The organism is Amycolatopsis lexingtonensis, assembly GCF_014873755.1.
Taxonomy (GTDB): Bacteria; Actinomycetota; Actinomycetes; order Mycobacteriales; family Pseudonocardiaceae; genus Amycolatopsis; species Amycolatopsis lexingtonensis.
In genome coordinates this window covers 9,388,350-9,412,589 of record NZ_JADBEG010000001.1, presented here as the reverse complement: position 1 = coordinate 9,412,589, position 24,240 = coordinate 9,388,350, and the positions used below count along the sequence as shown (strand labels likewise).

The 24,240-nt window shown below is 71.3% G+C and carries 18 protein-coding genes; 8 read left to right on the top strand and 10 right to left on the bottom strand.

The genetic code is table 11. The features are described from left to right. The first annotated feature begins 39 nt into the window (after positions 1 to 39). From H4696_RS43980 to H4696_RS43960, 5 genes are all read left to right on the top strand, one after another. Complete coding sequence (locus tag H4696_RS43980; RefSeq protein WP_192782860.1) at positions 40 to 1,569, top strand: tannase/feruloyl esterase family alpha/beta hydrolase; 1,530 nt, start codon at positions 40 to 42, stop codon at positions 1,567 to 1,569. Positions 1,570 to 1,687: 118 nt separating this feature from the next. Further along, on the top strand, positions 1,688 to 2,029 hold the full coding sequence (locus H4696_RS43975) for a DUF6130 family protein (RefSeq protein ID WP_225955983.1): 342 nt from the start codon (positions 1,688 to 1,690) through the stop codon (positions 2,027 to 2,029). A 75-nt stretch (positions 2,030 to 2,104) separates the two neighbouring features. Next, positions 2,105 to 3,172 (top strand): aldo/keto reductase, encoded by a 1,068-nt coding sequence (locus H4696_RS43970; RefSeq protein WP_192782859.1) that lies wholly within the window; start codon positions 2,105 to 2,107, stop codon positions 3,170 to 3,172. 238 nt (positions 3,173 to 3,410) lie between these two features. Beyond that, the gene (locus H4696_RS43965; protein ID WP_086858627.1) at positions 3,411 to 3,752 is read left to right on the top strand and encodes a helix-turn-helix domain-containing protein; all 342 of its coding nucleotides are present in this window, start codon (positions 3,411 to 3,413) and stop codon (positions 3,750 to 3,752) included. A gap of 89 nt (positions 3,753 to 3,841) precedes the next feature. Further along, positions 3,842 to 5,827: a tetratricopeptide repeat protein gene (locus tag H4696_RS43960; protein ID WP_086858628.1), complete on the top strand. Its 1,986-nt coding sequence runs from the start codon at positions 3,842 to 3,844 to the stop codon at positions 5,825 to 5,827. Positions 5,828 to 6,066: 239 nt separating this feature from the next. On the opposite strand, the gene H4696_RS43955 is transcribed toward H4696_RS43960, so the two are convergent. After that, positions 6,067 to 7,284 (bottom strand): hypothetical protein, encoded by a 1,218-nt coding sequence (locus H4696_RS43955; RefSeq protein ID WP_086856970.1) that lies wholly within the window; start codon positions 7,282 to 7,284, stop codon positions 6,067 to 6,069. Between the two features lie 202 nt (positions 7,285 to 7,486). Between H4696_RS43955 and H4696_RS43950 the strand changes: the two genes are divergently transcribed. Continuing rightward, the gene (locus H4696_RS43950) at positions 7,487 to 10,492 is read left to right on the top strand and encodes an AfsR/SARP family transcriptional regulator (protein WP_158104269.1); all 3,006 of its coding nucleotides are present in this window, start codon (positions 7,487 to 7,489) and stop codon (positions 10,490 to 10,492) included. 358 nt (positions 10,493 to 10,850) lie between these two features. On the opposite strand, the gene H4696_RS43945 is transcribed toward H4696_RS43950, so the two are convergent. Genes H4696_RS43945 through H4696_RS43935 form a run of 3 tightly spaced genes read right to left on the bottom strand, consistent with a single transcriptional unit; the run spans position 10,851 to position 13,878 of the window. Then, entirely contained in the window at positions 10,851 to 12,068 is a 1,218-nt protein-coding gene (locus H4696_RS43945; protein WP_169734842.1) for a metal-dependent hydrolase family protein, read from the bottom strand. After that, positions 12,065 to 12,490, bottom strand: coding sequence for a GAF domain-containing protein (locus H4696_RS43940; RefSeq protein WP_086856973.1), 426 nt, complete (start codon positions 12,488 to 12,490; stop codon positions 12,065 to 12,067). Before H4696_RS43940 ends, H4696_RS43945 begins: the two co-directional genes overlap by 4 nt. Then, the gene (locus tag H4696_RS43935; RefSeq protein ID WP_086856974.1) at positions 12,487 to 13,878 is read right to left on the bottom strand and encodes an MFS transporter; all 1,392 of its coding nucleotides are present in this window, start codon (positions 13,876 to 13,878) and stop codon (positions 12,487 to 12,489) included. The genes H4696_RS43940 and H4696_RS43935 overlap by 4 nt, the downstream gene beginning before the upstream one ends. A gap of 129 nt (positions 13,879 to 14,007) precedes the next feature. Between H4696_RS43935 and H4696_RS43930 the strand changes: the two genes are divergently transcribed. Together H4696_RS43930 and H4696_RS43925 are read left to right on the top strand one after the other, a co-directional pair. Beyond that, positions 14,008 to 14,886, top strand: a complete 879-nt coding sequence (locus tag H4696_RS43930) for a MurR/RpiR family transcriptional regulator (RefSeq protein WP_086856975.1) — start codon at positions 14,008 to 14,010, stop codon at positions 14,884 to 14,886. Between the two features lie 9 nt (positions 14,887 to 14,895). After that, positions 14,896 to 15,648, top strand: a complete 753-nt coding sequence (locus H4696_RS43925) for a maleate cis-trans isomerase family protein (RefSeq protein ID WP_086856976.1) — start codon at positions 14,896 to 14,898, stop codon at positions 15,646 to 15,648. Here H4696_RS43925 and H4696_RS43920 read toward each other — a convergent pair. From H4696_RS43920 to H4696_RS43895, 6 genes are all read right to left on the bottom strand, one after another. After that, on the bottom strand, positions 15,602 to 16,327 hold the full coding sequence (locus H4696_RS43920) for an ANTAR domain-containing response regulator (protein WP_169734844.1): 726 nt from the start codon (positions 16,325 to 16,327) through the stop codon (positions 15,602 to 15,604). The genes H4696_RS43925 and H4696_RS43920 overlap by 47 nt on opposite strands. A 403-nt stretch (positions 16,328 to 16,730) precedes the next feature. Beyond that, positions 16,731 to 18,710 (bottom strand): RICIN domain-containing protein, encoded by a 1,980-nt coding sequence (locus H4696_RS43915; protein WP_086856978.1) that lies wholly within the window; start codon positions 18,708 to 18,710, stop codon positions 16,731 to 16,733. Positions 18,711 to 18,743: 33 nt separating this feature from the next. Next, positions 18,744 to 20,498, bottom strand: coding sequence for a glycoside hydrolase family 35 protein (locus tag H4696_RS43910; RefSeq protein ID WP_086856979.1), 1,755 nt, complete (start codon positions 20,496 to 20,498; stop codon positions 18,744 to 18,746). Next, the gene (locus H4696_RS43905; protein WP_086856980.1) at positions 20,491 to 22,011 is read right to left on the bottom strand and encodes an alpha-N-arabinofuranosidase; all 1,521 of its coding nucleotides are present in this window, start codon (positions 22,009 to 22,011) and stop codon (positions 20,491 to 20,493) included. Before H4696_RS43905 ends, H4696_RS43910 begins: the two co-directional genes overlap by 8 nt. Continuing rightward, complete coding sequence (locus H4696_RS43900; protein ID WP_192782858.1) at positions 22,008 to 23,345, bottom strand: ABC transporter substrate-binding protein; 1,338 nt, start codon at positions 23,343 to 23,345, stop codon at positions 22,008 to 22,010. Before H4696_RS43900 ends, H4696_RS43905 begins: the two co-directional genes overlap by 4 nt. Positions 23,346 to 23,375: 30 nt before the next feature. Further along, positions 23,376 to 24,239, bottom strand: a complete 864-nt coding sequence (locus tag H4696_RS43895) for a carbohydrate ABC transporter permease (protein ID WP_086856981.1) — start codon at positions 24,237 to 24,239, stop codon at positions 23,376 to 23,378. Position 24,240: the final 1 nt, after the last annotated feature.

Genomic DNA, 24,240 nt, shown 5'->3' with positions numbered 1-24,240 from the left:
GCTTTCCCGGGGAAAAGACGCAAGCGATCAGAGAGACCGATGAGACGCATACTCCTCGCGGCCGCCGTGCCGCTCCTGCTGACCACCGTCACGCAGCTCGCACCGGCCGCCTCGGCATCGGCGGTGCCGGCCTGCGCCGCCGTCGCGGTGCCCGCCCCGCCGGGCGCGAAGATCGAGTCGGTGACGGCGGAGCGCAAGACCGACGCGCCCGCCTTCTGCCAGATCACCGTCACCCTCACCCACGACGGCGGCGACCACGTCAAGGTCGTCGTCGGGCTGCCCGAGACCGGCTGGACCGGGCGCCTCCAGGCCCTCGGCGGCAGCGCCTACGCCGCCGGCGAGTTCGGCGCGCCGTTCGTCCAGGCGGTCAAGGACGGCTACAGCGCGGTCACCACGAACGCGGGCGTGTCCGACAACGGACTGGACACCTCGTGGGCGCTGACCGCCGGCGGCAAGGTGAACCAGACCCTGCTGACGAACTTCGCCACCCGTTCGGCGCACGAAGAGGCCGTGGTCGGCAAGGCCGTCACGGAACGCCACTACCAGCGGCCGATCACGTACTCGTACTGGACCGGCTGCTCGACCGGCGGCCGCCAGGGCTACTCCGAGGCCCAGAACTACGCCGACGACTTCGACGGCATCCTCGCGAACGCCCCGGCCGTGCAGTGGACGCAGTTCGCGGTCGCGACGCTCTGGCCGCAGGTCGTGATGAACAACGAACACGACTTCCCCAGCAACTGCGTGCTTTCGGCGTTCCAGAAGGCCGCCGTCCAGGCGTGCGACGCGCGCGACGGCGTCACCAACGGCATCATCGACCGCCCGGACGAGTGCGGCTACGACCCGCGCCGGCTGATCGGCAAGAAGGTCGTCTGCGACGGCAAGGAGTTCACCGTGACCGCGGCCGACGCCGAGGTCATGCGCAAGATCTGGGCCGGGCCGACCGACGAGCACGGCCGCAAGCTGTGGGCCGGGCTCCCGAAGGGCGCGGACTACACGTGGGTCGCGGGCACGCAGCCCGGTCCCGACGGCACGCTGACCGCGCCCGGCTTCATCGTGGCCGTCCTGTGGGTGCAGTCGTTCCTGGAGAAGCAGCCGGGCTTCGACACCTCGAAGCTGACGTACCCGCAGTACACCGACCTGTTCCGGCAGTCGGTGCGCGAGTACGACAGCGTCATCGGCACCGCGAACCCTGACCTGTCGGCGTTCCGCCGCTCCGGCGGCAAGCTGCTGACCTACGTCGGCACGGCCGACCAGCTCATCCCGCCCGGCGGCACGCTGTACTACCGCCAGCAGGTCGAGCGGGCGATGGGCGGTTCGCAGCGGGTGAACGACTTCTACCGGCTGTTCCTGGCGCCAGGCGTCGAGCACTGCGGCGGCGGCCTCGGCCCGCAGCCGTCGAACCCGCTGGGCGCGCTGGTCGACTGGGTCGAGCACGGCAAGGCCCCGGCGACGCTCGCGGCGGCGACCGCGGACGGCACGGCGACCCGCGACCTGTGCGCGTACCCGCGTGTTTCGCGCTACACCGGCCACGGTGACCCCGCCACGGCGGCGAGCTACCGCTGCCGCTGAGTCCACGCGCCCCCGATGCGGCCGACCCCACCGCATCGGGGGCGCCTGCCCGGCGACGCACGGCAACGACGTCGCCCGACGGACGCGAAGAAGATCTTGAAAACCTAGCGTCGAACGCATGACGCACTTGATCCGCGGAGCCGTCCTGACCGCCGTCGTCGCGCTCGCCGCCGCCTGTTCGGCGAGCGCGACACCGCCCCCGGCCCCGGCCGCACAGCCCGCCGCCCCGGCCGGCTGGTCCCCGGCGCCGGTCGTCCCGCTCGCCTCGCAGCCGCCACCAGCGCTCGTCGTCGACGACGCGCCGTGGCACTGGGCGGACGCCAGCGGCGAACCGCTCATCATCCAGGCGCTGCCGCCGGGCCCGCACAAGGTCTGGATCGGGCTCGCCGACCCCACGCACAAGGTGCTCGACAGCAAGACGGTGAGCTTCGTGGTGCCGCCGGGTGGCGGCCACCACTAGTGGACTTGCGGGTCCAAAATCTCCGGAGCACGGTGGAGAGGTCAACGATTTTCCCGTGTCACAGGAGCACTTTCCATGCCTCTCGACCAGTACTACCTCCTCGGCCGTTCGGGCCTGCGCGTCAGCAGGCTCGCCCTCGGCACGATGAACTTCGGCACCGGCGGGTTCCACGCCGCCTACGGGAAGACCGAGGACGAAGTCCGCCCGATCTTCCGCAAGTACCTCGACGAGGGCGGCAACTTCGTCGACACGGCGGACTTCTACACCGCCGGCGAAAGCGAAACGATCCTCGGCAAGCTGATCGCCGAAACGGGCGCCCGCGACCGGGTGGTCTTGACCACCAAGTTCACCAACACCGTCGACCCGGCCGACCCCAACGCGGGCGGCAACGGGCGCAAGCACATGATCCGCGCCCTCGAGGCGTCCCTGCGCCGGCTGGGCACCGACTACGTCGACGTGTTCCTGCTGCACACGTGGGACCGCCTCACCCCGGTGGAGGAGGTCGTGCGCACGTTCGACGACCTCGTCCGCGCGGGCAAGATCCGCTACCCGGGCCTGTCCGACGTCCCGAGCTGGTACGCGGCCCGCGCCCAGACGTACGCCGAGGCGCACTCGCTCGCGCCGATGATCAACCTCCAGCTGCCGTATTCCCTGGTGCAGCGCGAGATCGAGACCGAACACGTCCCCATGGGGCAGCAGCTGGGCCTCGGCATCACGGCATGGAGCCCCCTGGCGGGCGGCTTCCTGACGGGCAAGTACCGCGACGGCGGCTCGGGCCGGTTCAGCGACACGGACACCCCGTGGACCGAACGCGATTGGCAGCTGCTGAAGCCCCTGGAGGAGGTGGCGGGCCGGCTGGGCGTGACGATGGCCCAGGTGGCGATCAACTGGGTGGCGACCCAGCCCGGCATCGCGTCGGCGATCGTGGGCGCGAGCAGTGCGGAACAGCTGGGCAAGAGCATGGCCGCACTGGACTTCGAGATCCCGGCGGAGCAGCGGAAGCTCCTGGACGAGGCGAGCGCGGCGGCACCGGCGTCGGTGTACCGGATGTTCACGCCGGAGTACCAGAACTGGATCGTGAGCCCTGGTTTGAAGGTGGGCGACAAGCCGGCGGGCTACGCACCGGCCGTGCGGAACTGGTAACCGGCAACGGGGGCCGGCGGCACCGCCCGCCGGCCCTCACGCAGTCCATTGTGGAGCGTCGCCGGAAATTCCCCGACTGATCGATCGACGTTCTGGCGTTGCGACGCCGAAACTGAACCCATGCGCAGCACACGTGCACCTGCACGAGAACCGCTCGGTTGCAGCTCGATTCGAGGCCGGGTACGCGGGACAATCGCGGGAACCGAGCACCACGCACGCGACTGTCACGGGAGCACGCATGGACACGCCGGAAAAGCCCGCCCGGGACGCCGTCCGGCGCGAACGCAATCGCCGGATGGTGCGGGACTGGGAAAACGGCGCGACCGTCACGCAAATCGCCCGCCGTTACCACCTCTCGCTGAGCTGGACCGGGGTTCTGCTGCGGCAGAACGGCGCCGACCTGCCCAAAACCGGCCGCGGCATCAAACGTGAGCTCGACGCCGACGAAGTCATCGCCGATTACCTAGACGGCGCAACCGTCCGCGCACTCGCGGACGCACACGGCGTCTCCTACGGCAAGATCTATCGCTTGCTGCAACACCACCGCGTCCCGATGCGCCCGCGTGGGGGAAAGCAATAGCACACAGTGGTGTGTACCTGCCCACACTGCCCTCCCGCCACGGCCGCAAACCCGGTAGACCGGAAGGTCGGGCATCGGGGAGGGGGACCATGACGCGTCCGGGGCAGAAGCGCCGCACGGCACGCTACCACCACACCGCTCGGCCGAGACCGATCCAGCTGCCACCACCGCCACCCGGGATGGTCGGGCGGGACCGCGAACTCGCCCAGCTCGATTCCCTGCGGCGGCACCGCCGTGAACACCCGCGGATCGCCGTCTTGACCGGTGTCGGCGGAGTCGGGAAAACGGCGCTCGCCGTCCACTGGCTCACCACCCGCCGCGACGCCTTCCCCGACGGTGTCCTCTACGCGAGTTTCGCGTCGGACGACGAAAGCCCGGAGTCGCCCGACATCGCGCTCCACGGCTTCCTCACCGCGCTCGGGGTCCCGGCGGAAGACATCCCCGCCCAGACCGGTCAGCGCGCCGCGTTGTTCCGTGCCTTCACCAGCGAGCACTCGCTGGCACTCCTGCTGGACAACGTCGTCTTCGCGGGGCAGGTCCGCGCCCTGCTGCCGGCCGCGCCCACGGCGTTCGTCCTCGTCACCAGCCGCACCCAGCTCAGCGGCCTCAGCCTGGACGGCGCGGACATCGTCCCGGTCGAACCGCTGGCCGACCGGGACGCCCGCGCCCTGCTCGACGTCCGCGCCGGGCACGGGCGCCTCGACGCCGATCCGGCCGCCGCCGCGGACCTTCTGCGCGCCTGCGGCGGTCTTCCGCTGCGCATCGCGGTTGTCGGGGCCCGCCTGCGCACGCGCCCGGAACGAAGCCTCGCCCGGGAAGTCCGCCACGTGCCGGCGGGGGAAAGCACGCGAAAGGTGTTCGAAGCGTCGTACGACTCCTTGTCCCCGGCCGCGGCCGAGCTCTACCGCCTCTGCGGTCTGCTGCCCGGCGAGCACGTCGCCCTCGACGCGCTGGCGCACGTCCTCGCCACCCCGGTCGAGAGCCTCGACGGCCTGACCGACGAACTGGTCGAGGCCAACCTGCTGAGTGAGCACGACGACGTCGTCAGCCAGCACGACGTGGTCCGCGAAGACGCCCGTGCCCGGTGCGAACGCGAAACGCCGGAACCCCAGCGGATGGCGGCACTGCGCTCGTACGTCCGCTGGTACACCGACCGCGCGGTGACCGCGGACGAGCTCATCCACCCGTTCCGGCCGCGGTTCGCCCCGCTCCCCGGGCAGGCCACCGCGACCTTCGCCGACCGCGACCAGGCGATCCACTGGTGGCGCCGCGACCAGCAGGTCATCCGGGCGGTGGTCCGCGAAGCCGCGGCGCGGGGCTGGGACACCGAGGTCTGGCAGCTGTGCGAGGCGTCCTGGGGGTACTTCCTCTACAACCGCGACTACGAGCCCTTCCTCGCGCTCACCGCCGTGGGCATCGCCGCGACCCGGCGGTGCGGTCAGCCGCTGGTCGAAGCGCGACTGCACAGCCAGCTCGGGTACGCGCTGGAACAGCTGGGCCGGTTCACCGAGGCGGCCGCCCACAACGCCGTGGCGCTCGAGATCGGCGAACGCGAGAACCACGGGCCGACCCGGGCGACCGCCGTGTCCCGGCTCGCCGCCGCGGCCCGGCGCGAAGGCGATTTCGAGCGCGCACTCGAGCTGTACGAGCGCAGCGCCGAGCTGCACACGGAGATCGCCCTGCCGCGCGGGGTGGCCCTCGCCCGCCGGCGGCGCGGTGAGCTGTTCCTCGAGCTGAACCGGGACGAGGAGGCCACCGCGGAGCTCACGGTGGCCGCCACGGCGATGGCAGAGCTCGGTGACGCCAACCAGCACGCCCGGGTCGTCACGGCGCTCGCCCGGCTGCTCGAGCGCCACGGCCGTCCCGAAGAAGCCCGGACCCGGCTACTCGACGCGCTGGAAGTGATCCGCCCGCTCGATTCGCCGTTCTACACCGCCGAAATCCTCGCCGCGCTCGCCGAGCTGGAGGCCCGGCACGACGACCTCGAGCACGCCCGCGAGCACCGCGCCGAAGCCCGGCGGCTGTACGCCGAGCTCGGCGATCCGCGGGCCGGGGAACTCGCCGACGACGGCTGACCGCGTCCCGGCGACCACCACCCCGTCGCCGGACCAGCCCAGTGCCACGGCGGCGCCCGGGTAGCGGCCGGTCGCGCGACGGATCGCGGCCGCCGCCGCACCACGCGAACCGTGGACACCGGTCAGGACGACGTCGGCGCACCCGAGCCAGGCCTCGGCGGCCGCACGGGCGTCGGCCACCAGGAGCGCGACGCTCGACCGCGCCAGCCGGACCCGCACCGGCCACACCCCCGGGCCGGTCACGCCGACCACGCCGGCAGCGGGCACGGGGCCGGCACCAGCGGGGGCACGGCGGGCGAGGCGGGAGCCGAAAGCTCGAGCAGCCGGTACATCGCCGCCCGCAGGATTTCCGCCGCGCGGTCCGGCCGGGACGTGATCGCGCCGGTGGCCGCCGCGGCGAGTTCGGCCACGCGTTCCCGCGCGGAATCGAGCTGCTCGGGCAGCGGCCGTCCCCAGGTCAGCGGCAACGCGTGCGTGCGGACCGCGGCCGCGACGCTCCCCTCCCGCGGCTGCCCGGCCGGCATCGACACGTAGGTCACCGGGCAGCCCATCGCCGCCGCGTAGCCCGTCGTCGAACCGTGGTCGCCGATCACCCAGTCGGCGGCGAGCATCGTCGCCTGCCACCCGGATTCCGGCGGGATCAGCAGCAGGCCTCGCGCCACCGCGTCGGAGAGCCACGCGCTGACCTGACGCCGTCCGTGGACCGCCCACACGAGCGGGTGCAGGATCGCGGCGACGGTGAACTCGTCGGACGGCAGCGCGTCCACCACGTCCCGGTACAGCCGCGGCAGCCTGCCGAACGCCGAATCGGTGAACCACGTCGTGCTGATCACGACGAGCCGCCGGTCCGGCGGCACCCCCAGCGCGGCGCGGTAGGCGTCGCGCCGGTGCCGGCTCGCCCGCATCCGGTCGTAGCAGATGTCCCCGGCCACCACGGCGTTCGGCAATGCCTCGGGACATCGCTCGCGCACCAGGTCCGCCTCGGCGTCGGTGCCCAGGCCGAGCACCGACGGCAGCACGCGCCCGCGGAAGGTCAGCAGCTCGCGGTCGAACCCCGTGGTGGGTTCGGTGGCCTGGCCCGCTTTCCGGCTGAACCGGCGGGACACCGGCCCGGCGCCGTGCCCGACCAGGAGGACGGGCCCGTGCACCTCGGCCAGCTGGCGAGGGCTCGCCGCCAGGACCAGGTCGAACCGGTGGGCGAGCGCCTGCTCCCACGGCAGCACCAGGCCGTGCAGGCCGCGGACGAACTCTTCGGCCCCCGGCCAGCGTTCCGTGGTGTGCGGCACGGTGTAGACCACCTGGACGCGCAAATCCGGTTCCAGCAGGGAAACCAGCTCGACCAGCCGCGTGCCGGCGGTCACCGAAGGGACCACGACCAGCACCACCCGGCACCGCGGCCGGGTGACACGCGCCCCGGCGTCCAGTCCGACCGGCCCTCGTACCCACAATCCCGTCATCTCGCATCCCCTCGCCGTCGTCGCGGTGTGTGCCACGACGAGAGCTTCCGGGCCGGTACTCCCGGGGGACTTCCCACGCGACGGACAAAGCCCGGACAAACCGTGGCCACTTAGCCGACACAATCGATCGTTATCGGCCCGTCGTCGCCGATTAACCAAAACGATGCAAGGCTGGCGAGAGGAGAGGGGAAAGGAACGGAGAATGGAGATCGCGTACGGAATTCTCGGGCAGACAACAGTGCGGATGCACGGGAAGCTGACCGAGGACTGGGGGTCCCGGCAAGCGCGTCACCTGCTCGGCGCGCTGCTCACCGACCCGGGAAAGCGGTTCTCGCAGGGCCACTTGCTGAACTGGGCATGGAGCGACGGAGCACCACCGGTCAATCCCAAAGAAGCGTTGTACAAAGCGATCACGCGACTTCGGCACAGCCTCGAAGAGACCGACGAACCACCTTCGGTCCGCGCGTTGAACGGTGGCTACCTCCTCGATATCGCTCCCGATCTCGTGGATTTCCGGCGGTTCACCGACGAAATGCACCGCGCGCGGCGGTCCAGCGTCGGCGGCGATCACGAAAACGCCTGCGAGATCGCGCGTGCGGCCCTCGCGCTGTGGCGCGACGAACCGCTCGCCGGCCTCACCACCGAACCCGCGCGGAATTGGCGGCGGCACACGATGGCCGCGCACTGGGCGCCGGCGCACGGTTTCCTCGCCGCCGAACTGCTGACGACCGGCCGGCCCGGCGAGGCGCTCGAGCAGCTGAGCGAAGTCCCCCACCCCTACGCGGGCGAGCTGACCTTCGTGAAGCTCCGGACCACCGCCCTCTACGCGCTGGACCAGTCCCACGAGGCACGTAGCTACGTCGAAGCGGTGCTCAAGGAATTCTCGGCGGCCGGCGACCGGGACGCGGCCGTGGACCTGCAGGAGCACCACGTACACCTGCGAACGCGCTACCCGGGCGCGAAGGCGAAACCCGCGCCGCCGCCCACCCCGGAGCCCGCCGGCGCGATCCGCGTCGGGCTGCCGCGGCACCTCCCCGGGTTCGTCGGCCGCGCCGACGCACTGGCCGCGCTGGACCGGCACCTGCTCTCGCCTGGTACCGGCCACGCGCACGCGGCCATCGTCAGCGGGCTGCCGGGCATCGGCAAGACGGCCCTCGCCGCGCACTGGGCCCACCGCTCGGCCGGCCACTTCCCCGGCGGCATCGTCTGCGTCGACCTGCGGGGCTTCGGCCCGGGACCGGCACGGACGACCGACGAGGTCGTCGACCTGACGCTCACCGCGCTCGACTACCCGGTCGACCACCTGGTCAGCGCCACGGCCCGCGCGACGACGCTGCGTTCACTACTCGCCCGCCGAAGCCCGATGCTCGTCATCCTCGACAACGCGGGCGGCTCGGACCAGGTCGACGAGCTCGTCGACGTCCTCGAGTCGTGCACGGTGCTGCTCACTTCGCGCAACTCGCTCGCCGCGCTGGCCCGCCGCCACGACATCCCCACCACGAAGCTCGGCCACCTCGACGAGGAACAGTCGTTCGCGTTGCTCAGCAAGCGGATGCGGGGCCGCGCCGAGGAGGAGCCCGAGGCGGCGCGGGCGCTGACGGTGCTCGGCGACGGCCTCCCGCTGGCCTTGACCTTGCTGGCCCAGCGAGCCGCCGAGCGGGCCGGCGTCAGCCTCGACACCATGCTCGACCAGCTGCGCGATCCGGAAACCCTGCTGAGCATCGGCGACGACGGGCACGACGCCGGCCTCCGCACCACGTTTTCCGGGTCGTACCAGGCGCTCGACCCGACCGCCCAGGACGTCTTCCGCCTCTTCGGGCACCACCCCGGCACCGAAATCCACGTCGGCACGCTGCTGTCCGCCAGCGAGCACCCGGCGGAAGCCACCCGCCGGGCCCTGGAGAACCTGGTCGCGTGGCACCTCGTCGACCAGCCCGGCGAACCCGATCGCTACCGCGTGCCCGACATCTTCCACCGGTATGCGCGGACCCTGATCCCGGACGACGACCCGGGCCCGCTGCGCCGGCTGGCTTCGCACTACTTGCAGACCGCGTTGCGCGCCCACCTGATCGCGCACCCGTACCGCGGCCGCCCGCCGATGCTCCCGGCCGAGCCCGGAATCGTGCCCCTCACGTTCGGCACCGCCACGGCCGCGGTGCGCTGGGCCCTGCGCGAGCGCGACAACCTGTCCGCGTTGATCGGCGAATGCGAACGCCGGGGCCTGCTCGACCACGCGATCGTGCTCCCCCACCTGCTGACCGACAGCTGGGAGCGCCACGGCTGCACGTCGGCCATCACGCAGGGGTTGCAGGTGGCCATCCGGGCGGCCCGCGCCACGGGGAACGTCGTCGCGGAGGCGTCGTCCCTCAACGACCTCGGGGAACGCCACCTGGCGCTCGGCGACTGCGAGAAAGCCCGCCACTACCTCGACCGGGCATTGGAAATCGCAACGGAGTACGACGAAACCGTCGGAATTCTCACGGTCAAGATCAACCTCGGCCGCCTGCACCACCGCCGCGGCGAGCACGCTGAGGCGATCAGCCTGTACCGGTGGTGCATCGACCTGGCGCGCCGGTCGGGCGACCCGGTCCGGGAAGGCATCGCCGAGCACTACCTCGGCGACACGTTCGCGGACCTCGACCAGCACGCGCAGGCCCTCCCGCACTACCAGCGCGCCCTGCACGCCCGAACTGTGCTCGGGGACACGATGGGATTGATCGCGACGCATACGGCCTTGGCCTCCCTGCACACGCACGAGCGGCAGCCGGAACTCGCCCACATGCACTGCCGCCAGGCGCTGGCCAACCTCGAAGACCGCGAAGACCTGACGGCGTCGATGAAGCTCTGCACCGTCCGCGCCCGGCTGGCGCACACGGAAGGCCGCGCCCGCGAATCGCTGCGGCTGGCCTGGGACGCCGTCGATCAAGCTCGGCGAGGGCATACGGCAAGTGGGCAGGCGCGGGCCCTCGAGACGTTGGGCGAAATCCTGTGCGGGCTGCACAATCCGCACGAAGCGATCGAGGCGTGGACGGAGGCGATCGCGTTCTACCGGGGGCGCGGGCGGGACCTCAAGGCCGACCGGCTGCAGGCGCGGCTGGACGAGGTCACGGTGGACGTCGACGGGCTCATCCCGGACGCACGCAAGGGAGATGAGCGGACGGTCGCGATGGCGTGTCCGCCGCGAAATGGCAGGCCACGCCGCCACTAACGAGTGAACCGCTGTCACAAGCTTGCAACGGGCCCCGATCGTGGGCATTATTCACGCCGCAAGCCGCTCACGCGTGCGCGGCTGTTACCCGGAGTAGTGCTTGAGTGAACAGCCGTCAGCCTGGTGGCTGGCACCGTGGTTCCCCAGTCAACTTCGAGTATCTTGATTCATCTTTCGCGATTTCCAGAACCATGCAGGAGCAAGAGTTGAACCACCCCTTGGCCATCCCCTACCTCGAAGACGAACTGTTCGAGGACTTCCCCGACCTCGAAGAGGAACTGCTCGAGGAATGGTGGCGCTGCTGACGTAGTACGGCGGGTGCCCCGGCAAAACACCGGGGCACCACCGAACCCGGACGTCAGGCGGTGGTCCCCCCGACCACCTCCCCGCCCTGCACGATGTAACTGAAGTTCCCCGGCTCCGCCAAAACCCCGACATCCTCCAGCGGATCCCCCGCCACCACCAGCAGGTCCGCGTGCGCCCCCACCGCCAGCGTGCCGATCTCCCCCGTCAGATTGACCAAATTCGCCGCCGTCGAAGTCGCCGAACGGATGACCTCCAACGGCGTCTGGACCTCCCCCCGCAGCCGAAACTCGTGGTTCTGGTGCCGGTGCATCCCGCCCAGCAGGTCGGTCCCGTAAACGATCTTCACCCCGCCACGCGCGGCCCGCTCCAGCGCGGCCAGCCCCGCGCCCAGGACGTCGTCCACCTTGCGCCAGCTCGACTCCGGGAGGCCGTGCTCGCGGCCCTCCTCCTTCAGCGCCCAGTACGTCACCAGCGTCGGCACGAGGTACGCGTCCTGGGACAGGAACAGCGAGACACTCCGGTCGTCCAGCAGGTTCCCGTGCTCGATCGACCGGACGCCCAGCTCCAATGCGCGGTTGACCGCTCGGGCCGTGTACGCGTGCGCGGCGACGTACCGGTTCGCCGCCGACGCCTCCTCGACGATCGCGCTCAGCTCGTCGGCCGAATACTGGGTCGAGTCGATGCGGTCGGTCGGGGAAGCCACGCCGCCCGAGGCCATCACCTTGATGTGGTGGGCGCCCTTGCGCAGCTCGTCGCGGGCGGCCGCGCGGACCGCGTCCACGCCGTCGGCCACGCGGCCGAGGCCCGCGCAGCAGGGGTGGTCGTCCTTCGCGTTGGCTCCCCGGGTGCGGCTGTCGCCGTGGCCGCCCGTCTGGCTCAGGGCCCGGCCGCAGAACAGCAGGCGGGGGCCGCGGAACAGGCCTTCCGACTGGGCGTCCGCCAAGCCGTAGTCGGCGCCCGACGCGTCGCGGACCGTCGTGAAGCCGCGGTCCAGCATGCGGCTCATCGTGCGGGCGCTGTGCGCGGCCACATAGGACGGTGACGTCGACGGGAGCGAGCCCAGGTCGGCCGTCGACGCTGTGACGTGGACGTGCGCGTCCACCAGGCCCGGCAGCACGACCGCGCCGCGGACGTCGATCGACCGCACGCCGGGGGCGGAGAGGCCCGGACCCGTCTCGACGATGCGGCCGGAATCGCACCGCAGGTCGCCTTCGGTGTACTCGCCCGACAGCGGGTCGAGCAGGCGGGCGTTGCGCAGCACCAGGTTCACCGGGACACCTCCAGCAGGGCCGGCACCGCGAGCGGCGCCAGGGATTCCGCCACCGCGACCGACTTCTCGTCGTACGCGCCTTCCGCGTCGAGGATGTTCAGCACCCCGAGCGTGCGGTCGCCGGACACCACCGGGACGTTGATGATCGAGCCGCAGCCGAGGGATTCGATCAGCTCGTGGTCGGCGAAGACCTCGCGCACCGCCGCGCGGTCCGGGCCGAAGTACGGCTCGCGCGCGGTGATGCAGCGGTCGAGCCAGCCGGCCGCGACCTCCACCGTCTTCTCGCCGCCCACCGGGTACTCCGCGGGATGACTGCTGTGCACCCGGCGCAGCGCCCGCTGCTCCGGGAGCCAGGCCAGCACCGTGAACAGCCGCACGCCCAGCTCGGCGCGCACCCGTTCCTCCACAGTGGACAAACTCACTTCGTCATCTCCTTCGCGACCGCCTTCGGGGCGCCGTGTTCGGTCAGTTCTTCCAGGGAGCGGCCCGCGGTGGACAGGCCGAAGACGAGCACGCAGAGCACGCCGGCCGCCAGCACCGCCGTCGTCAGGCCGAAGACGCCGGCGAAGCCGAGGCTCGCCGCGGACAGGCCGATGATCGTCGGCGCCAGGATGCTGCCGACCCGGCCGAACGCGCTGGACAGGCCGGTGCCGCTGGCGCGGATCCAGGTCGGGAACACCTCGGGCGTGTAGGAGTACACCCCGGCGTAGGTGCCGTTGAGGAAGAACGACAGCACCGCGCCGGCGAGGGTGATCGACCACGGTGCACTCGTCTGGCTCAGCCAGAACGCGCTCACGGCCGAACCCGCCAGGTACAGCGCGATCGTGTGCTTGCGGTCGAGCCGTTCGGACAGCCACGCGGCCGAGAAGTACCCGGGCACCTGGGCCAGATAGATGATGATCGAGAACTCGAAGCTCTTGGTCACCGTGATGCCGCGCTCCACGAGCAGCGTCGGGATCCACGAGAAGAAACCGTAGTAGGAGAACGTGATCACGAACCAGACGGTCCAGATCACCGCCGTCCGGCGCCGCATCGCGGGGCTCCACAGGAACTTCAGCGCACTGAGCAGGTTGACCTTCGGCGTTTCGGTCGCGGGCTGCGCGTCGGCCGGGGGCACCGGCGGCAGGACCGTGCCGGTCGCCCGCTCGACGTCGCGTTCGATCTTGGCGACGACGGTCTCGGCTTCGGCCGAACGTCCTTGCGCGAGCAGGAACCGCGGCGACTCGGGCAGGGATCGGCGCCACCACAGCAGCATCACGATCGGCAGCGCGGTGACGAGCTGCGCGACGCGCCAGCCTTCGTCGAACGACGGCACCACGAACCGCCCGATCAGCGCGGCCGCCACGAACCCGAAGGAGAAGAACCCGGCGAGCGCGCCGACGAACCAGCCGCGCCGTTTGGCCGGGACGAACTCGGACAGGAACGGCGCGATGATCGCGCTTTCCGCGCCGGCGCCGGCGCCGGCCAGGACCCGGGCGCCCAGGAAGACTTCGTAGTTGGGCGAGAAGGACGCGATGACGGAGAACAGCGCGTAGAACGCCAGCGCGTACATCATGACCTTCTTGCGGCCGATGCGGTCGCCGAGCAGGCCGGCCGCGATCGCGCCGAAGAGGAAGCCGAACGGCGTCGCGGAGCCGATCAGGCCGAGCTGGCCGTTGTCGAGACCCCACGCCGCCTTGGCGCTGGGCAGCAGGAAGGCGACGACCGCCGAGTCCATGCCGTCGAAGGTGTAGCCGAGCCCGCCGATGAGCAGCAGTTTGTAGTGGGGCCGGCTCAGCGGGAGCCGATCCAGTCGCGCGAGCAGGGTCATGGGGAACGCCTTCCGTGTCCGGGCGCCGGGGAGTGCGGACAACGTATACTGCGTTTTCAGCATTTTGCAATGTTTGTTGCAAGGCGACATCGCTGCGTTACGGTCTACGCGGACGAGGGAGGCGCCGAAGTGGCGGAGACGGACGACGGTTTCGAGGCGTGGCTGCGGGACCGGCTGCCCGCGCGGGGGCTGCGGCCGAAGTCGGCCGCGGTGCTGGAGGCGCTGGTCTCCCAGCCCCGGCGCGCGTCGTTCGGCTCGACGGCCGAGCTGGCGCAGATCGCCGGCGTCAACGTCGCGACCGTGACGCGCACGGCGCAGGCGCTGGGCTTCGCCGGGTGGCCGGCGCTGCAGCAGGAGCTGCGGGCGCGGTACATGTCGTCGCTGAGCGCGCCGCAGGTCGCCGAGGAGCACCGCGGCGTCGGCTCGCCGGGCTCGGCGTCCCTGCGCCGCGACCTCGACAGCCTGGCCCTGCTGAACCGCCGGTTCGACGAGGACGTGCTGCGCGAGGTCGCCCAGGCGATCGGGGCCGCGCGGCGGACGCTGGTCATCGCCGACGGCAGCTACGCGGCGGTCGGGATCGCGATGGCGCACAACGCGCGCCTGGCCGGTTACGACGTGCACGCGGTGACGGCGGGCGACGCCGAACTCGCCAACCAGACCGCGAAGCTGACGGGCGACGACGTGCTGGTGGCGATCAGCTTCTGGCGCCTCTACGAGAGCACGGTCCTGGCGGCGAACGAGGCCAAGAGCCGCGGCGCGCGCGTCTTCGCCATCACGGACGCCGCCAGCCCGGCGCTCGCGGACGCGGCCGAGCACGTGCTGATGGTGCCCGCGGAGGGCGTGACGTTCTTCCCGTCGCTGACCGCGGGCATGGCGCTGGCCCAGGCGATCGTCGCCCAGCTGGCGGCGGTCGACCCGGTCCGCACGAGCGAGTCGATCGAGGCGGCCGAGGCCATGTGGTCGCGGTTCGACCTGCTGCACCGGCGGCCGTCCGCGAAATCCGGGTAGCCGGGAGGCATGGACCTCGGACTGCTGTACCCGACCCGCGACTGCGGCGAAGCCGACTTCGCCGAGCTGTGCCGCCGCCTCGACCCGGCCATCGGCCTCGCTTTCGCCTACCCCGAGTGGGGTGCGGACGGCGAACCGGGCACGGCCGCGGCCGTGCGGGAAATCGGCGCGCCCGAGCGCCTCACCCAGGCCGCCGACCACTTCCCGGCCGCGCCCGACGTCGTGAGCTGGGCCTGCTCCAGCTGCAGCTTCACCCACGGCCTCGACGGCGCCCGCGCCCAGGCCACGGCCCTCGCCGGACACCTCGGTGTCCCGGCGAGCAGCACCTCACTCGCCTACCTCGCCGCGCTAGAGCGGCTGGACGTCGGCCGCGTCGCGCTCGCCTCCGTCTACCACCCGGACCTGACCGCGAGCTTCGCCGCGTTCCTCGCCGAAGCGGGCGTGACGACGGTGCACGCCGTCTCGGCCGACGCCGGTTCGGACCGCACGATCGCCACTTGGGGCCCGGCACGGATCACCGAACTGACCGAAGCCGCCGATCACGAGGAAGCGCAGGTCGTGCTCGTGCCCGAAACCGCCCTGCACACCACGCCACTGCTCGGCGAGCTGGAGACGCGGCTCGGCAAACCGGTCCTGACCGCCACCGCCGTCACCGTCTGGGACGCCCTGGACCGGCTCGGTGAAGAGCCGGTCCAGAACGGTCTCGGGACGTTGTTCAGGAGCGCGGCGGGCCGCCGTCGGCCGAGCTCATCCTCCGCGTGAAGCGGGCCGCGACGTCGCGGAGCTTGATGTTCGTGTGCTGGGACTCCGTGATCAGCCGTTGCATCGCCGCGTCTTCGCTGACCCGGTGGATCAGCATCAGCATGCCCTTCGCCTGCTCGATCACCGCGCGCGTCTCCATCGCGTTGCGCAGCTCGTCGGCGAGGCGCCGGGCTTCGCGGTAGCGGCGGGTCAGGCGCAGGACCGTTTCCACGCACAACATGAACAGGCGCAGCACCTTCGTGTCGAACTCGTGGTAGCCGTGCGCGCCGAACCCGAACAGTGTGACCGCGCCGACCAGGTTGTCGTCCACGCGCAGCGGGACCGCCAGGTAACTGCCCACGCCGATTTCCTTCGCCGCGGCCACGAACTCGGGCCACCGCTCGCCCGTTTCGCCGACCGACACCCGCACGACCTCGCCCGTCAGCGCTGCGAGCAAGCCGGGGCCGTCGCCCGCGGCGTACTGCACGTCGTCGATGCGCCGGGCGCGCTCGTCGGTGAAGGCCGCGGTCTGCGTCACGCCGTCGCGGACCACCATGATGCTGGCCAGGTCCGCGTCCGGCACCACCCGGACCGCCTCGCCGCAGACCGCGTCGAGCAGCCCGGGTGTGTCGGACACCGATTCGAGGACCCCGACGAGATCGGCCAGTACGGCGTTCAGCTCGTCGACCCGCTCCGCCATGCCGTCGCCAGTGGTCGGCAAGGCCCACCCCTCCCATGCGTCGAGCGGCGAGCACGGGGATGGGCTCGCCAGCAGCGTCAACCAAGACCACCGCTGGCGTTTCAACGGGTCCGGGTGAACTCTACCGGCCCAGCGCGCCCGGTTTGGCGAGGGCCGCGCCGGGTAGCCCGGGAAGTTGACGTCGCGCGAGCAGGCGGACTGGCTGTGCACCGGCGACGCGAGCCCCGAGACCGAGCCGCTGCCCGATCAGACGGGCCCGCAGATCGACCACGAGGTGCCGGCCATTCTGCGCAGGCGCAAGTCCGCCCGAAGCACCCCAATGTGGCGTTCGGTGCGTCCTACGCACCCAATGTGGCGTTCGGTGCGTCTGACGCAACCAACGCCACATTGGGGTTGCCGGAGGTCAGCGGGCCACCGCCTGCCAGCGCTGGTTCGGCCCGTTGGTCGGCCGGTACAGGCCGATCGGCGCGCCGTCCGCGCGGGACTCGCCGGTGACGTCGAGCAGCTGCCCGGTCGCCGCGTTGACGAACGTCCAGGTGCCGTCGCCCGTGGTGGACAGTGTCCACTGGGCGGCCGCGTCGCAGGTTCCCGCCGGGGCCAGCGCCACCGCGCCGCCGGAGGTGCTCAGGACCTGGCCGGTGCCCGCGTTGGTGATGGTGAAGCGGTCGCGGCTGCCGTAGCGGCCGGTGCGGTCGGTGAGGGTCCAGCGCTGCGCCGGCGCCGAAGCGTCGGTCGTGCGCTGCAGCAGTGCCCCGTTCTCCGCCGAGAGCGACTTGCCGCTCTGCACGCCGGTGAACGCGAACGGCTTGCCGGAGCCGAGGCCGGTGCCGGCCGCCGTCGCGGAGACGCCGTCGACCAGGAAGCTCGTGACCGAGCGCGCGGGCACCCGCAGCGTGGCGTGCGCCGAGGTCACCTTGACCGCCTTGCCCCGCTTCAGTGCGCCCGTGACGTCGGTGATGACCGGCGTCACCGAAGCGCCCCGCCGGATGTTCCGGAACCCGGACAGGTCGAGGGTGACGTCCTGCTCGTCGGTGCTCGCGTTGGTGTGCACGACCGTCGCCAGGTCCTCGCCGCGCATCGCGGCCGTCGACGCGGTGTCGTCCACGCCGACCAGCCGGTCACCGGGCCGGATGTAATGGGTGAAGTTCCGCATCGTATTGAACTTCGTGTTGGTCCGGATCTGGCACGTCTGCGGCGTGGCGGAAGCCGGGCAGTCGAACGGGACCTGGATCTCGCCCCAGTTCATCCCGGCCGCGGACTCGCCGCCGGGCTTCATGTTGTTGTAGTCCTCGATCGGCTGCCAGCTCACCCACGCGCTCGGCTCGAGCAGGCGGAGGTCGTCGGTGATCTGCTTGGCCATCCCGAGCCCGGGGTCCATGGACGTGAAGTCCTGCCGGTCCAGCCAGCTGCCGCCGACCTCACTCATCCACAACGGCTTCGAGGCGCCCTTCGCCAGGTCGCGCGGGACCGGCCGGTTGCCGGTGCCGTAGGTGTGCACGTTGAGCCGTCCCGCCGCCGCGCGGGCCGCGGCCGACCAGCCGGCCCAGTCCGCGGCGAAGATGTCCGGGTTGGTCTCGTCGGGCGCGGAGACGATCGTCTTCGACCCGGCCAGCGCCGCCGCCATCGCGGGGATCAGCTGCGACTGGACCGACGGCCCGATGTGCGCGCCTTCCTGCCGCCCGCCGGTCGGGTTGCCGTCGGCCCCGAGGGTCGTCTTCCAGTAGTTCGTGTTCGGCTCGTTCAGCGGGTTCACCGACGAGAACTCGATGCCGTGCGCGCGTTCGAGCGTGCGCACGACGTGGGCCAGGTACGCGGTGAAGTCGCCGATCTTGTCCGGGCGCAGCTGCTCGTCGGTGGCGTTGAAGCCACCCGAGACGTACCCGGAGACGGTCTGGAAGTAGGGCGGCGAGTTGCTGAACGCCTCCCACTTCGTGACGCGGTTCTTGATCCTGTCGACCCACCAGCGCTGGTTCGGGTCCGCGGCGGCGTCGAACTCGGCCGGGTCACCGGGGGTCCACCAGTCCTTGTCGGCGCGGGTGGTGCCGGCCGGCGCCTTCCACCAGCCCGGGACGGCGCCACCCGCGCGCAGGTACGGCGGGACGTCGGGGGCGTTGCCGCCGCCGACGTTGAACCGGGCGATGTTCAGGTTCAGCCCGTCGGCGCCGAAGACCAGGTCGGCCAGCCGGTTCCGGATCGAGTCGGGGTAGCCGCCGGTCGCTTCGGCCATCCAGGCCAGGCTCGCGCCCCAGCCGTCGAACGGCTGCTGCCGGTACGTCGGATCGGGCTTCACCGTGACCGCGGTGGCCGCGGCCGCCGGGGCGGCGGCGATCCCGGCCGCCACGACGGGTACACAAAGGACGGTGAGCAAACGCTTGCGGTTCATCGTCGAACTGCCCTTCGGTGCGGTGGGGACTACTCAGGCCTCCGTGTGGCCCAGCAACGGCCGCGGCGCGAACCGGGCCGCCGGGTCGAGCATCGTGCCCAGTTCGAGCACGACGAGTTCGTTGCCGCCGGCCCGGACCACCGGGCGCGGCACGTACAACGTCCGCTGCGGCCCGCGCCGCCAGTACCGGCCGAGCGGGAAGCCGTTGAACCACGCCAGGCCCTTGCCCCACTCCCCGGTGTCGAGGAAGAGGTCGGCGGGCGCGCCGACATCGATGTCGGCGCGCAGCAGGACCGGCCCGGCCACCGGGCCGGACACGACGGTCCTCGTCGACGGCCGCAGGGTGGGCACCTCGGTCAGGTCGAGCGGCAGCACGTCCCAGCCGGTCAGCGGCTCGCCGTGCAGCTCCGCGCCGCCGACGATCCCCTTGGCCTCGCCGATCCGCGGCCCGTAGTCGACGCGGCCCTGGTCCTCGACCAGCACCAGCAGCTCGCCCGCCGCCCGCGGCAGCGCGATCGCGCGGTCGTGGTGCTCCCGCGTGAGCGTGCCGACCGGGTCGCCGTCGAAGAACACCATCGCGCGGTCGCGCACCTCGCCGAAGGTCAGCACGCCGGGGGTGTCCCCCTCGACGGCGCAGCGCAGCAAGGCCAGCTGCGGCATCGGGGTCAGGTCGTCGAACGCGGGCAGTTCCTCGTGGAATTCCCAGGTGCCCCACCGGTCCGGCGCGTCGAGCAGCCGGACCGGGTCGCGCAGCACGCCGTGCGGGGTCGGCGCCGGGCGCGCCGGCGGCGGGACGCTGTCGGGCACCTTGTGGTAGCGGGCGATCACGTCGCGGAAGGCGTGGTACTTCGGCGTCGGGTCACCGGCTTCGTCCAGCGGCGCGTCGTAGTCGTAGGACGTCACGATCGGCTGGTAGACGCCCTTGTCGTTGGCACCGTTGGTGAACCCGAAGTTCGTGCCGCCGTGGAACATGTACAGGTTGACCGACGCGCCGGCCGCGAGCAGCGCGTCGAGCTCGGCCGCCGAGTCCGCGGCCGAAGTCGTGTGGTGGTGCGCGCCCCAGTTGTCGAACCAGCCGTTCCAGAACTCGCTGCACATCAGCGGCCCGGTCGGCTGGTGCGCCCGCAGGATCGCCAGCCGCTCCCGCGCGCCGGAACCGAAGGAAGCCGTGCGGTGCAAACCGTCCAGGCTGCCCGCTTCGAGCATCTCCGGCGTCGGCTGGTCCACTGTGGTCAGCGGCACGGTGATCCCCGACGCGCGCGTGTGCTCGGCGAGCGCTTTCAGGTAGCGCTTGTCGTCGCCGAACGCGCCGTACTCGTTCTCGACCTGGACCAGCAGCACCGGTCCGCCGCGGTCGATCTGGTGCGGCACCACGACTTCGTAGACGCGGGTCAGGTATTCGCGCACGGCGGCGAGGTACCGCGGCTCGAACCGCCGCACCCCGACCGCCGGGTCGCGGAACAGCCATGCCGGCAGGCCGCCGTTGTCCCACTCGGCGCAGATGTACGGGCCGGGCCGGACGATCGCGTACATCCCCGCGTCGGCCACGAGACGCAGGAAGCGGTCCAGGTCGAGCCCGCCGGTGAGGTCGAAGACGCCGGGCTCGGGGGCGTGCGCGTTCCACGGCACGTACGTCTCGATGGTGTTGAGGCCCATCCGCCGGGCCTTGTCGATCCGGTCGGCCCACAGGTCCGGGTGCACCCGGAAGTAGTGCAGGGCACCGGAAAGGATCCGGAACGGACGGCCGTCCAGCAGGAAGTCGGTGTCCCCGATGGCGAACTCAGGCATGCCGGCCCGCCTCCGGGCTCAGCTGGAGCACGGTCCAGGACAAGGGTGGCAGTGTCACGGTGATGGTGGTCCCCCCTGGGTCGGACGTCACGGCGGTGCCGGGGAGCGGCACCGGCCGGACCGGTTGCGAGACGGCGGTGTTGACGGCGTGCCGGGTTTCGCCGGCGGGCGCGGTCAGGGTTTCGGCGGCGTAGACGCCGAACCGGGCGCCGCGGAGCCGGAGGCGGACCTCGGTCGGCGACGCCGTGGCGCGGTTGGTCAGGAACACCGCGCCCCGCCCGGATTCTTCGACCGTCGCGGCGACGTCGACGAGGTCGACTTCGCCGTGCTGCGCGGTGCGCAGCCGCGGGCCCTCGACGGCCAGGCGCAGGCTCACCCCGCCGGCCAGCGCGGCGACCCGCTGGAACGGGTGGAACGTCGACTGCCGCCAGGCCGGGCCGCCGGGCTCGGTGCGGATCGGCGCGATGACGTTCACCAGCTGCGCCTGGTTCGCCATCGACACGCGGTCGACGTTGCGCAGCAGCGAACTCAGCAGCGACCCGACGACGACCGCGTCGGTGACGGTGTAGTCGTCCTCGATGATCCGCGGGTGCTCCCGCCAGCCGCCTTCGGCCAGCCGCGCCTGGTCGACCTCGTTCCAGCGGCGCAGGTCCCAGACGTTCCACTCGTCGACGCTGATCCCGACGTCGAGCCCGAGCTCGTCGATGATCCCCGCCACCGTGCCGATGTAGGCGTCGAGCGCGGCGCCGCTGGCCAGGTAGCTGTCGGTGTCGCCGTGCAGCTCCTGGTAGTAGGCGTGCAGCGAGATGTGGTCGACGAGCCCGGCGGTGTGGCGCAGCACCGTGCGCTCCCACTCGCCGAACGTCGGCATGTCCGCGTGCGAGCTGCCCGCGACGACGAGTTCGACCCCCGGGTCGATCATCCGCATGAGCCGCGCGGTCTCGGCGGCCAGGCGGCCGTACTCGTCGGCGGTCTTGTGGCCGATCTGCCACGGACCGTCCATTTCGTTGCCCAGGCACCACAGCTTGAAGCCGAACGGGCGGTTGGCACCGTTCGCGCGCCGCCGCTCGCTCAGTTCCGTGCCGCCTGCGTGGTTGCAGTACTCCAGGACGTCGGCGGCTTCCTGGATGCCGCGGGTACCGAGGTTGACCGCGTACATCACCTCGGTACCCGCGGCTTCGGCCCACGCGACGAATTCGTGCAGGCCGAAGCGGTTGGACTCGACGCTGTGCCAGGCCGGGTCGAGCCGGGCGGGCCGGTCCGGGCCGACGCCGTCCTCCCAGCGGTAGCCGGAGACGAAGTTGCCGCCGGGGTACCGGACGACCGTCGGCCCGAGTTCCCGCACCAGCTCCAGGACGTCGCCGCGGAAGCCGCGATCGTCCGCAGTGGAGTGCCCGGGTTCGTACAACCCGGTGTACACGGACCGGCCCATGTGCTCGACGAAAGAGCCGAAGAGGCGGCGCGGGACCGGACCGATGACCCGGCCCGCGTCGCCTTCGATGTGGACGGTCATCCGGCGCTGACCGTGAAGCCCTGCTGGTTGCCGTAGTCCACGATGGCCTGCTGCCAGGCCGCCAGCCCGGCGTCGAGACCGGTGCCGTTCAGGTAGGCCTTGCCCGCGGTGTCACTGAAGACGCTGTTGGCGTAGGTCTGGTACGGCAGGTAGGTCCAGCCCGGGGCGACGTCCTTCGACGCCTGGGTCAGCACCTCGTTGATCTTCTGGCCGCCGAAGTACGGCACGGCCTCGTCGACGAACGCGGGCGAGGTCAGGTCGGCCGTCGTGGACGGGAAGCCACCGCTCTTGATGAACGGCTGGACGCCGCCGGCGTGGTTGAGCCAGCGCACGAAGCCCGCGGCCAGCGCCGGGTTCTTGCTCTGTTTGAGCACCGACTGCGTGCTACCACCGTTTTCCGAGGTCACCGGCTTGCCGTCGTAGGTCGGCATCGGCGCGACCGCCCACTTGCCTGCCCCGCCGGGCACCGAGGAGATGAAGTTGCCCGGCATCCAGGCGCCGGTGACCAGCGAGGAGATGGTGCCGTCGCCGAGGGCGCGAAACCAGTCGTCGGACCACTCCTTGACCGGGGCGAGCTGCTTGCCCTGGATCAGCTGGTCCCACATCGCGGTCCACTTCTTGGTGCCCGCGTCGGCGAGGTTGACCTTCACGTTCCGGCCGTCGACGGCGAAGGGGCGCCCGCCCGCCTGCCAGATCATGCTCAGCACGAAGCCCGGGTCACCGGTGTCCGAGGTGATGTACTTCGTGGGGTCGGCGGCGTGCAGCTTCTTCGCCGCGGCGACGTACTCGTCCCACGTCTTCGGCACGGCGATGGCGTTCTTGTCGAAGACTTCCTTGTTGTAGAACAGCGCCATCGGGCCGGAGTCCTGCGGCAGGCCGTAGATCCCGTTGCCGTTCTTGACTTGCGCCCACGTCGAGGCGCTGTAGTCCTTTTCGAACGAGCCGAAGCCGAACTGGTTCAGGTCGGCGAGTGAATCGGTCAGCGCGAACTGCGGGAGGGCGTAGTACTCGATCTGCGCGACGTCCGGCGCGCCGGAGCCCGCCTTGATCGCGTTCTGCAGCTTGGTGTACTCGTCCTTGTTCGTGCCGGCGTTGACGTAGTTCACCTTGACGTTCGGGTATTCCTTCTGGAACGCGGCGACCTGGTCCTTGGCCGACGGCGTCCAGCTCCAGTAGGTGATCTCCCCGCCCGCCTTGAGCGCGGCGTCGACGGAGTCCTGGGTGCCGGTGGCGGCGGCGGGTCCGGACGAGCTCCCGGAGGAGCAACCGGCCGCCAGTGCGGCGGCCAGCACCACGGCTGCGAACGCCTTGGCGCGACTGCGGATGCGTGACATCGAGTGTCCCTTCACGACGGTGTGACGGCTTTATTGCTTGACGCTGCCCGCGCTCAGCCCGGATTGCCAGAACCGTTGCATGAGCAGGAAAGCGAGGACGAGGGGGATGATGGTGAGCAGTGATCCGGTGAGCACGAGGTTGAAGATCGGCTGCGCGCCGGCGCCGTTCGCCTGCGCGCTCCACTGGTTGAGCCCGACGGTCAGCGGGTACCACTTGGGCTCGCTCAGCATGATCAGCGGCAGGAAGTAGTTGTTCCACGTCTGCACCATGGTGAACAGCGCGACGGTGACGATCCCGGGCACCAGCTGGCGCAGCGTCACGGTGAGGAAGATCCGGAACTCGCCCGCGCCGTCGATCCGCGCCGCTTCCAGCAGCTCGTCGGGGATGGCGTCGGCGGCGTAGACCCAGATCAGGTAGAGGCCGAACGGGCTGATCAGCGACGGGATGATGATGGCCAGCGGGGTGTTGGTCAGGCCGAGCTTGCTGAACATCAGGAACGTCGGCACGGCGAGCGCGGTGGCGGGCACGGCCACCGCGCCGAGCACGACGGCGAACACCGCGCGGCGGCCGGGGAAGCGGTACTTGGCCAGCCCGTACCCCGCGGCGGTGGCGAGGATCGTCGCGCCGCCGGCGCCGACCACGACGTACAAGAGCGTGTTCCCCAGCCAGCGGAAGAAGATCCCGTTGTTGTAGGTGAACGTCTGGGCGATGTTGTCGAAGAGCGCGAACGGGCCGCCGAAGGACAGGCCCGAGGTCGAGAACAGGGCCGCCTGCGTCTTGGTCGCGTTGATCACCAGCCACGCCAGCGGAACCAGGGTGTAGAGCAGGTACAGCGCCATGACGGCGGTGAGCGTGCGCGACTTCTTGGGCCGCGTCAGCGAAAACGTCGCCACG

Bases quoted from the DNA above. Each gene is read 5' to 3' on its own strand.
- H4696_RS43980 (WP_192782860.1), top strand. From the start codon at position 40: ATGAGACGCATACTCCTCGCGGCCGCCGTGCCGCTCCTGCTGACCACC.
- H4696_RS43975 (WP_225955983.1), top strand. From the start codon at position 1,688: ATGACGCACTTGATCCGCGGAGCCGTCCTGACCGCCGTCGTCGCGCTC.
- H4696_RS43970 (WP_192782859.1), top strand. From the start codon at position 2,105: ATGCCTCTCGACCAGTACTACCTCCTCGGCCGTTCGGGCCTGCGCGTC.
- H4696_RS43965 (WP_086858627.1), top strand. From the start codon at position 3,411: ATGGACACGCCGGAAAAGCCCGCCCGGGACGCCGTCCGGCGCGAACGC.
- H4696_RS43960 (WP_086858628.1), top strand. From the start codon at position 3,842: ATGACGCGTCCGGGGCAGAAGCGCCGCACGGCACGCTACCACCACACC.
- H4696_RS43955 (WP_086856970.1), bottom strand. From the start codon at position 7,284: ATGACGGGATTGTGGGTACGAGGGCCGGTCGGACTGGACGCCGGGGCG.
- H4696_RS43950 (WP_158104269.1), top strand. From the start codon at position 7,487: ATGGAGATCGCGTACGGAATTCTCGGGCAGACAACAGTGCGGATGCAC.
- H4696_RS43935 (WP_086856974.1), bottom strand. From the start codon at position 13,878: ATGACCCTGCTCGCGCGACTGGATCGGCTCCCGCTGAGCCGGCCCCAC.
- H4696_RS43925 (WP_086856976.1), top strand. From the start codon at position 14,896: ATGGACCTCGGACTGCTGTACCCGACCCGCGACTGCGGCGAAGCCGAC.
- H4696_RS43920 (WP_169734844.1), bottom strand. From the start codon at position 16,327: ATGGCGGAGCGGGTCGACGAGCTGAACGCCGTACTGGCCGATCTCGTC.
- H4696_RS43915 (WP_086856978.1), bottom strand. From the start codon at position 18,710: ATGAACCGCAAGCGTTTGCTCACCGTCCTTTGTGTACCCGTCGTGGCG.
- H4696_RS43910 (WP_086856979.1), bottom strand. From the start codon at position 20,498: ATGCCTGAGTTCGCCATCGGGGACACCGACTTCCTGCTGGACGGCCGT.
- H4696_RS43905 (WP_086856980.1), bottom strand. From the start codon at position 22,011: ATGACCGTCCACATCGAAGGCGACGCGGGCCGGGTCATCGGTCCGGTC.
- H4696_RS43900 (WP_192782858.1), bottom strand. From the start codon at position 23,345: ATGTCACGCATCCGCAGTCGCGCCAAGGCGTTCGCAGCCGTGGTGCTG.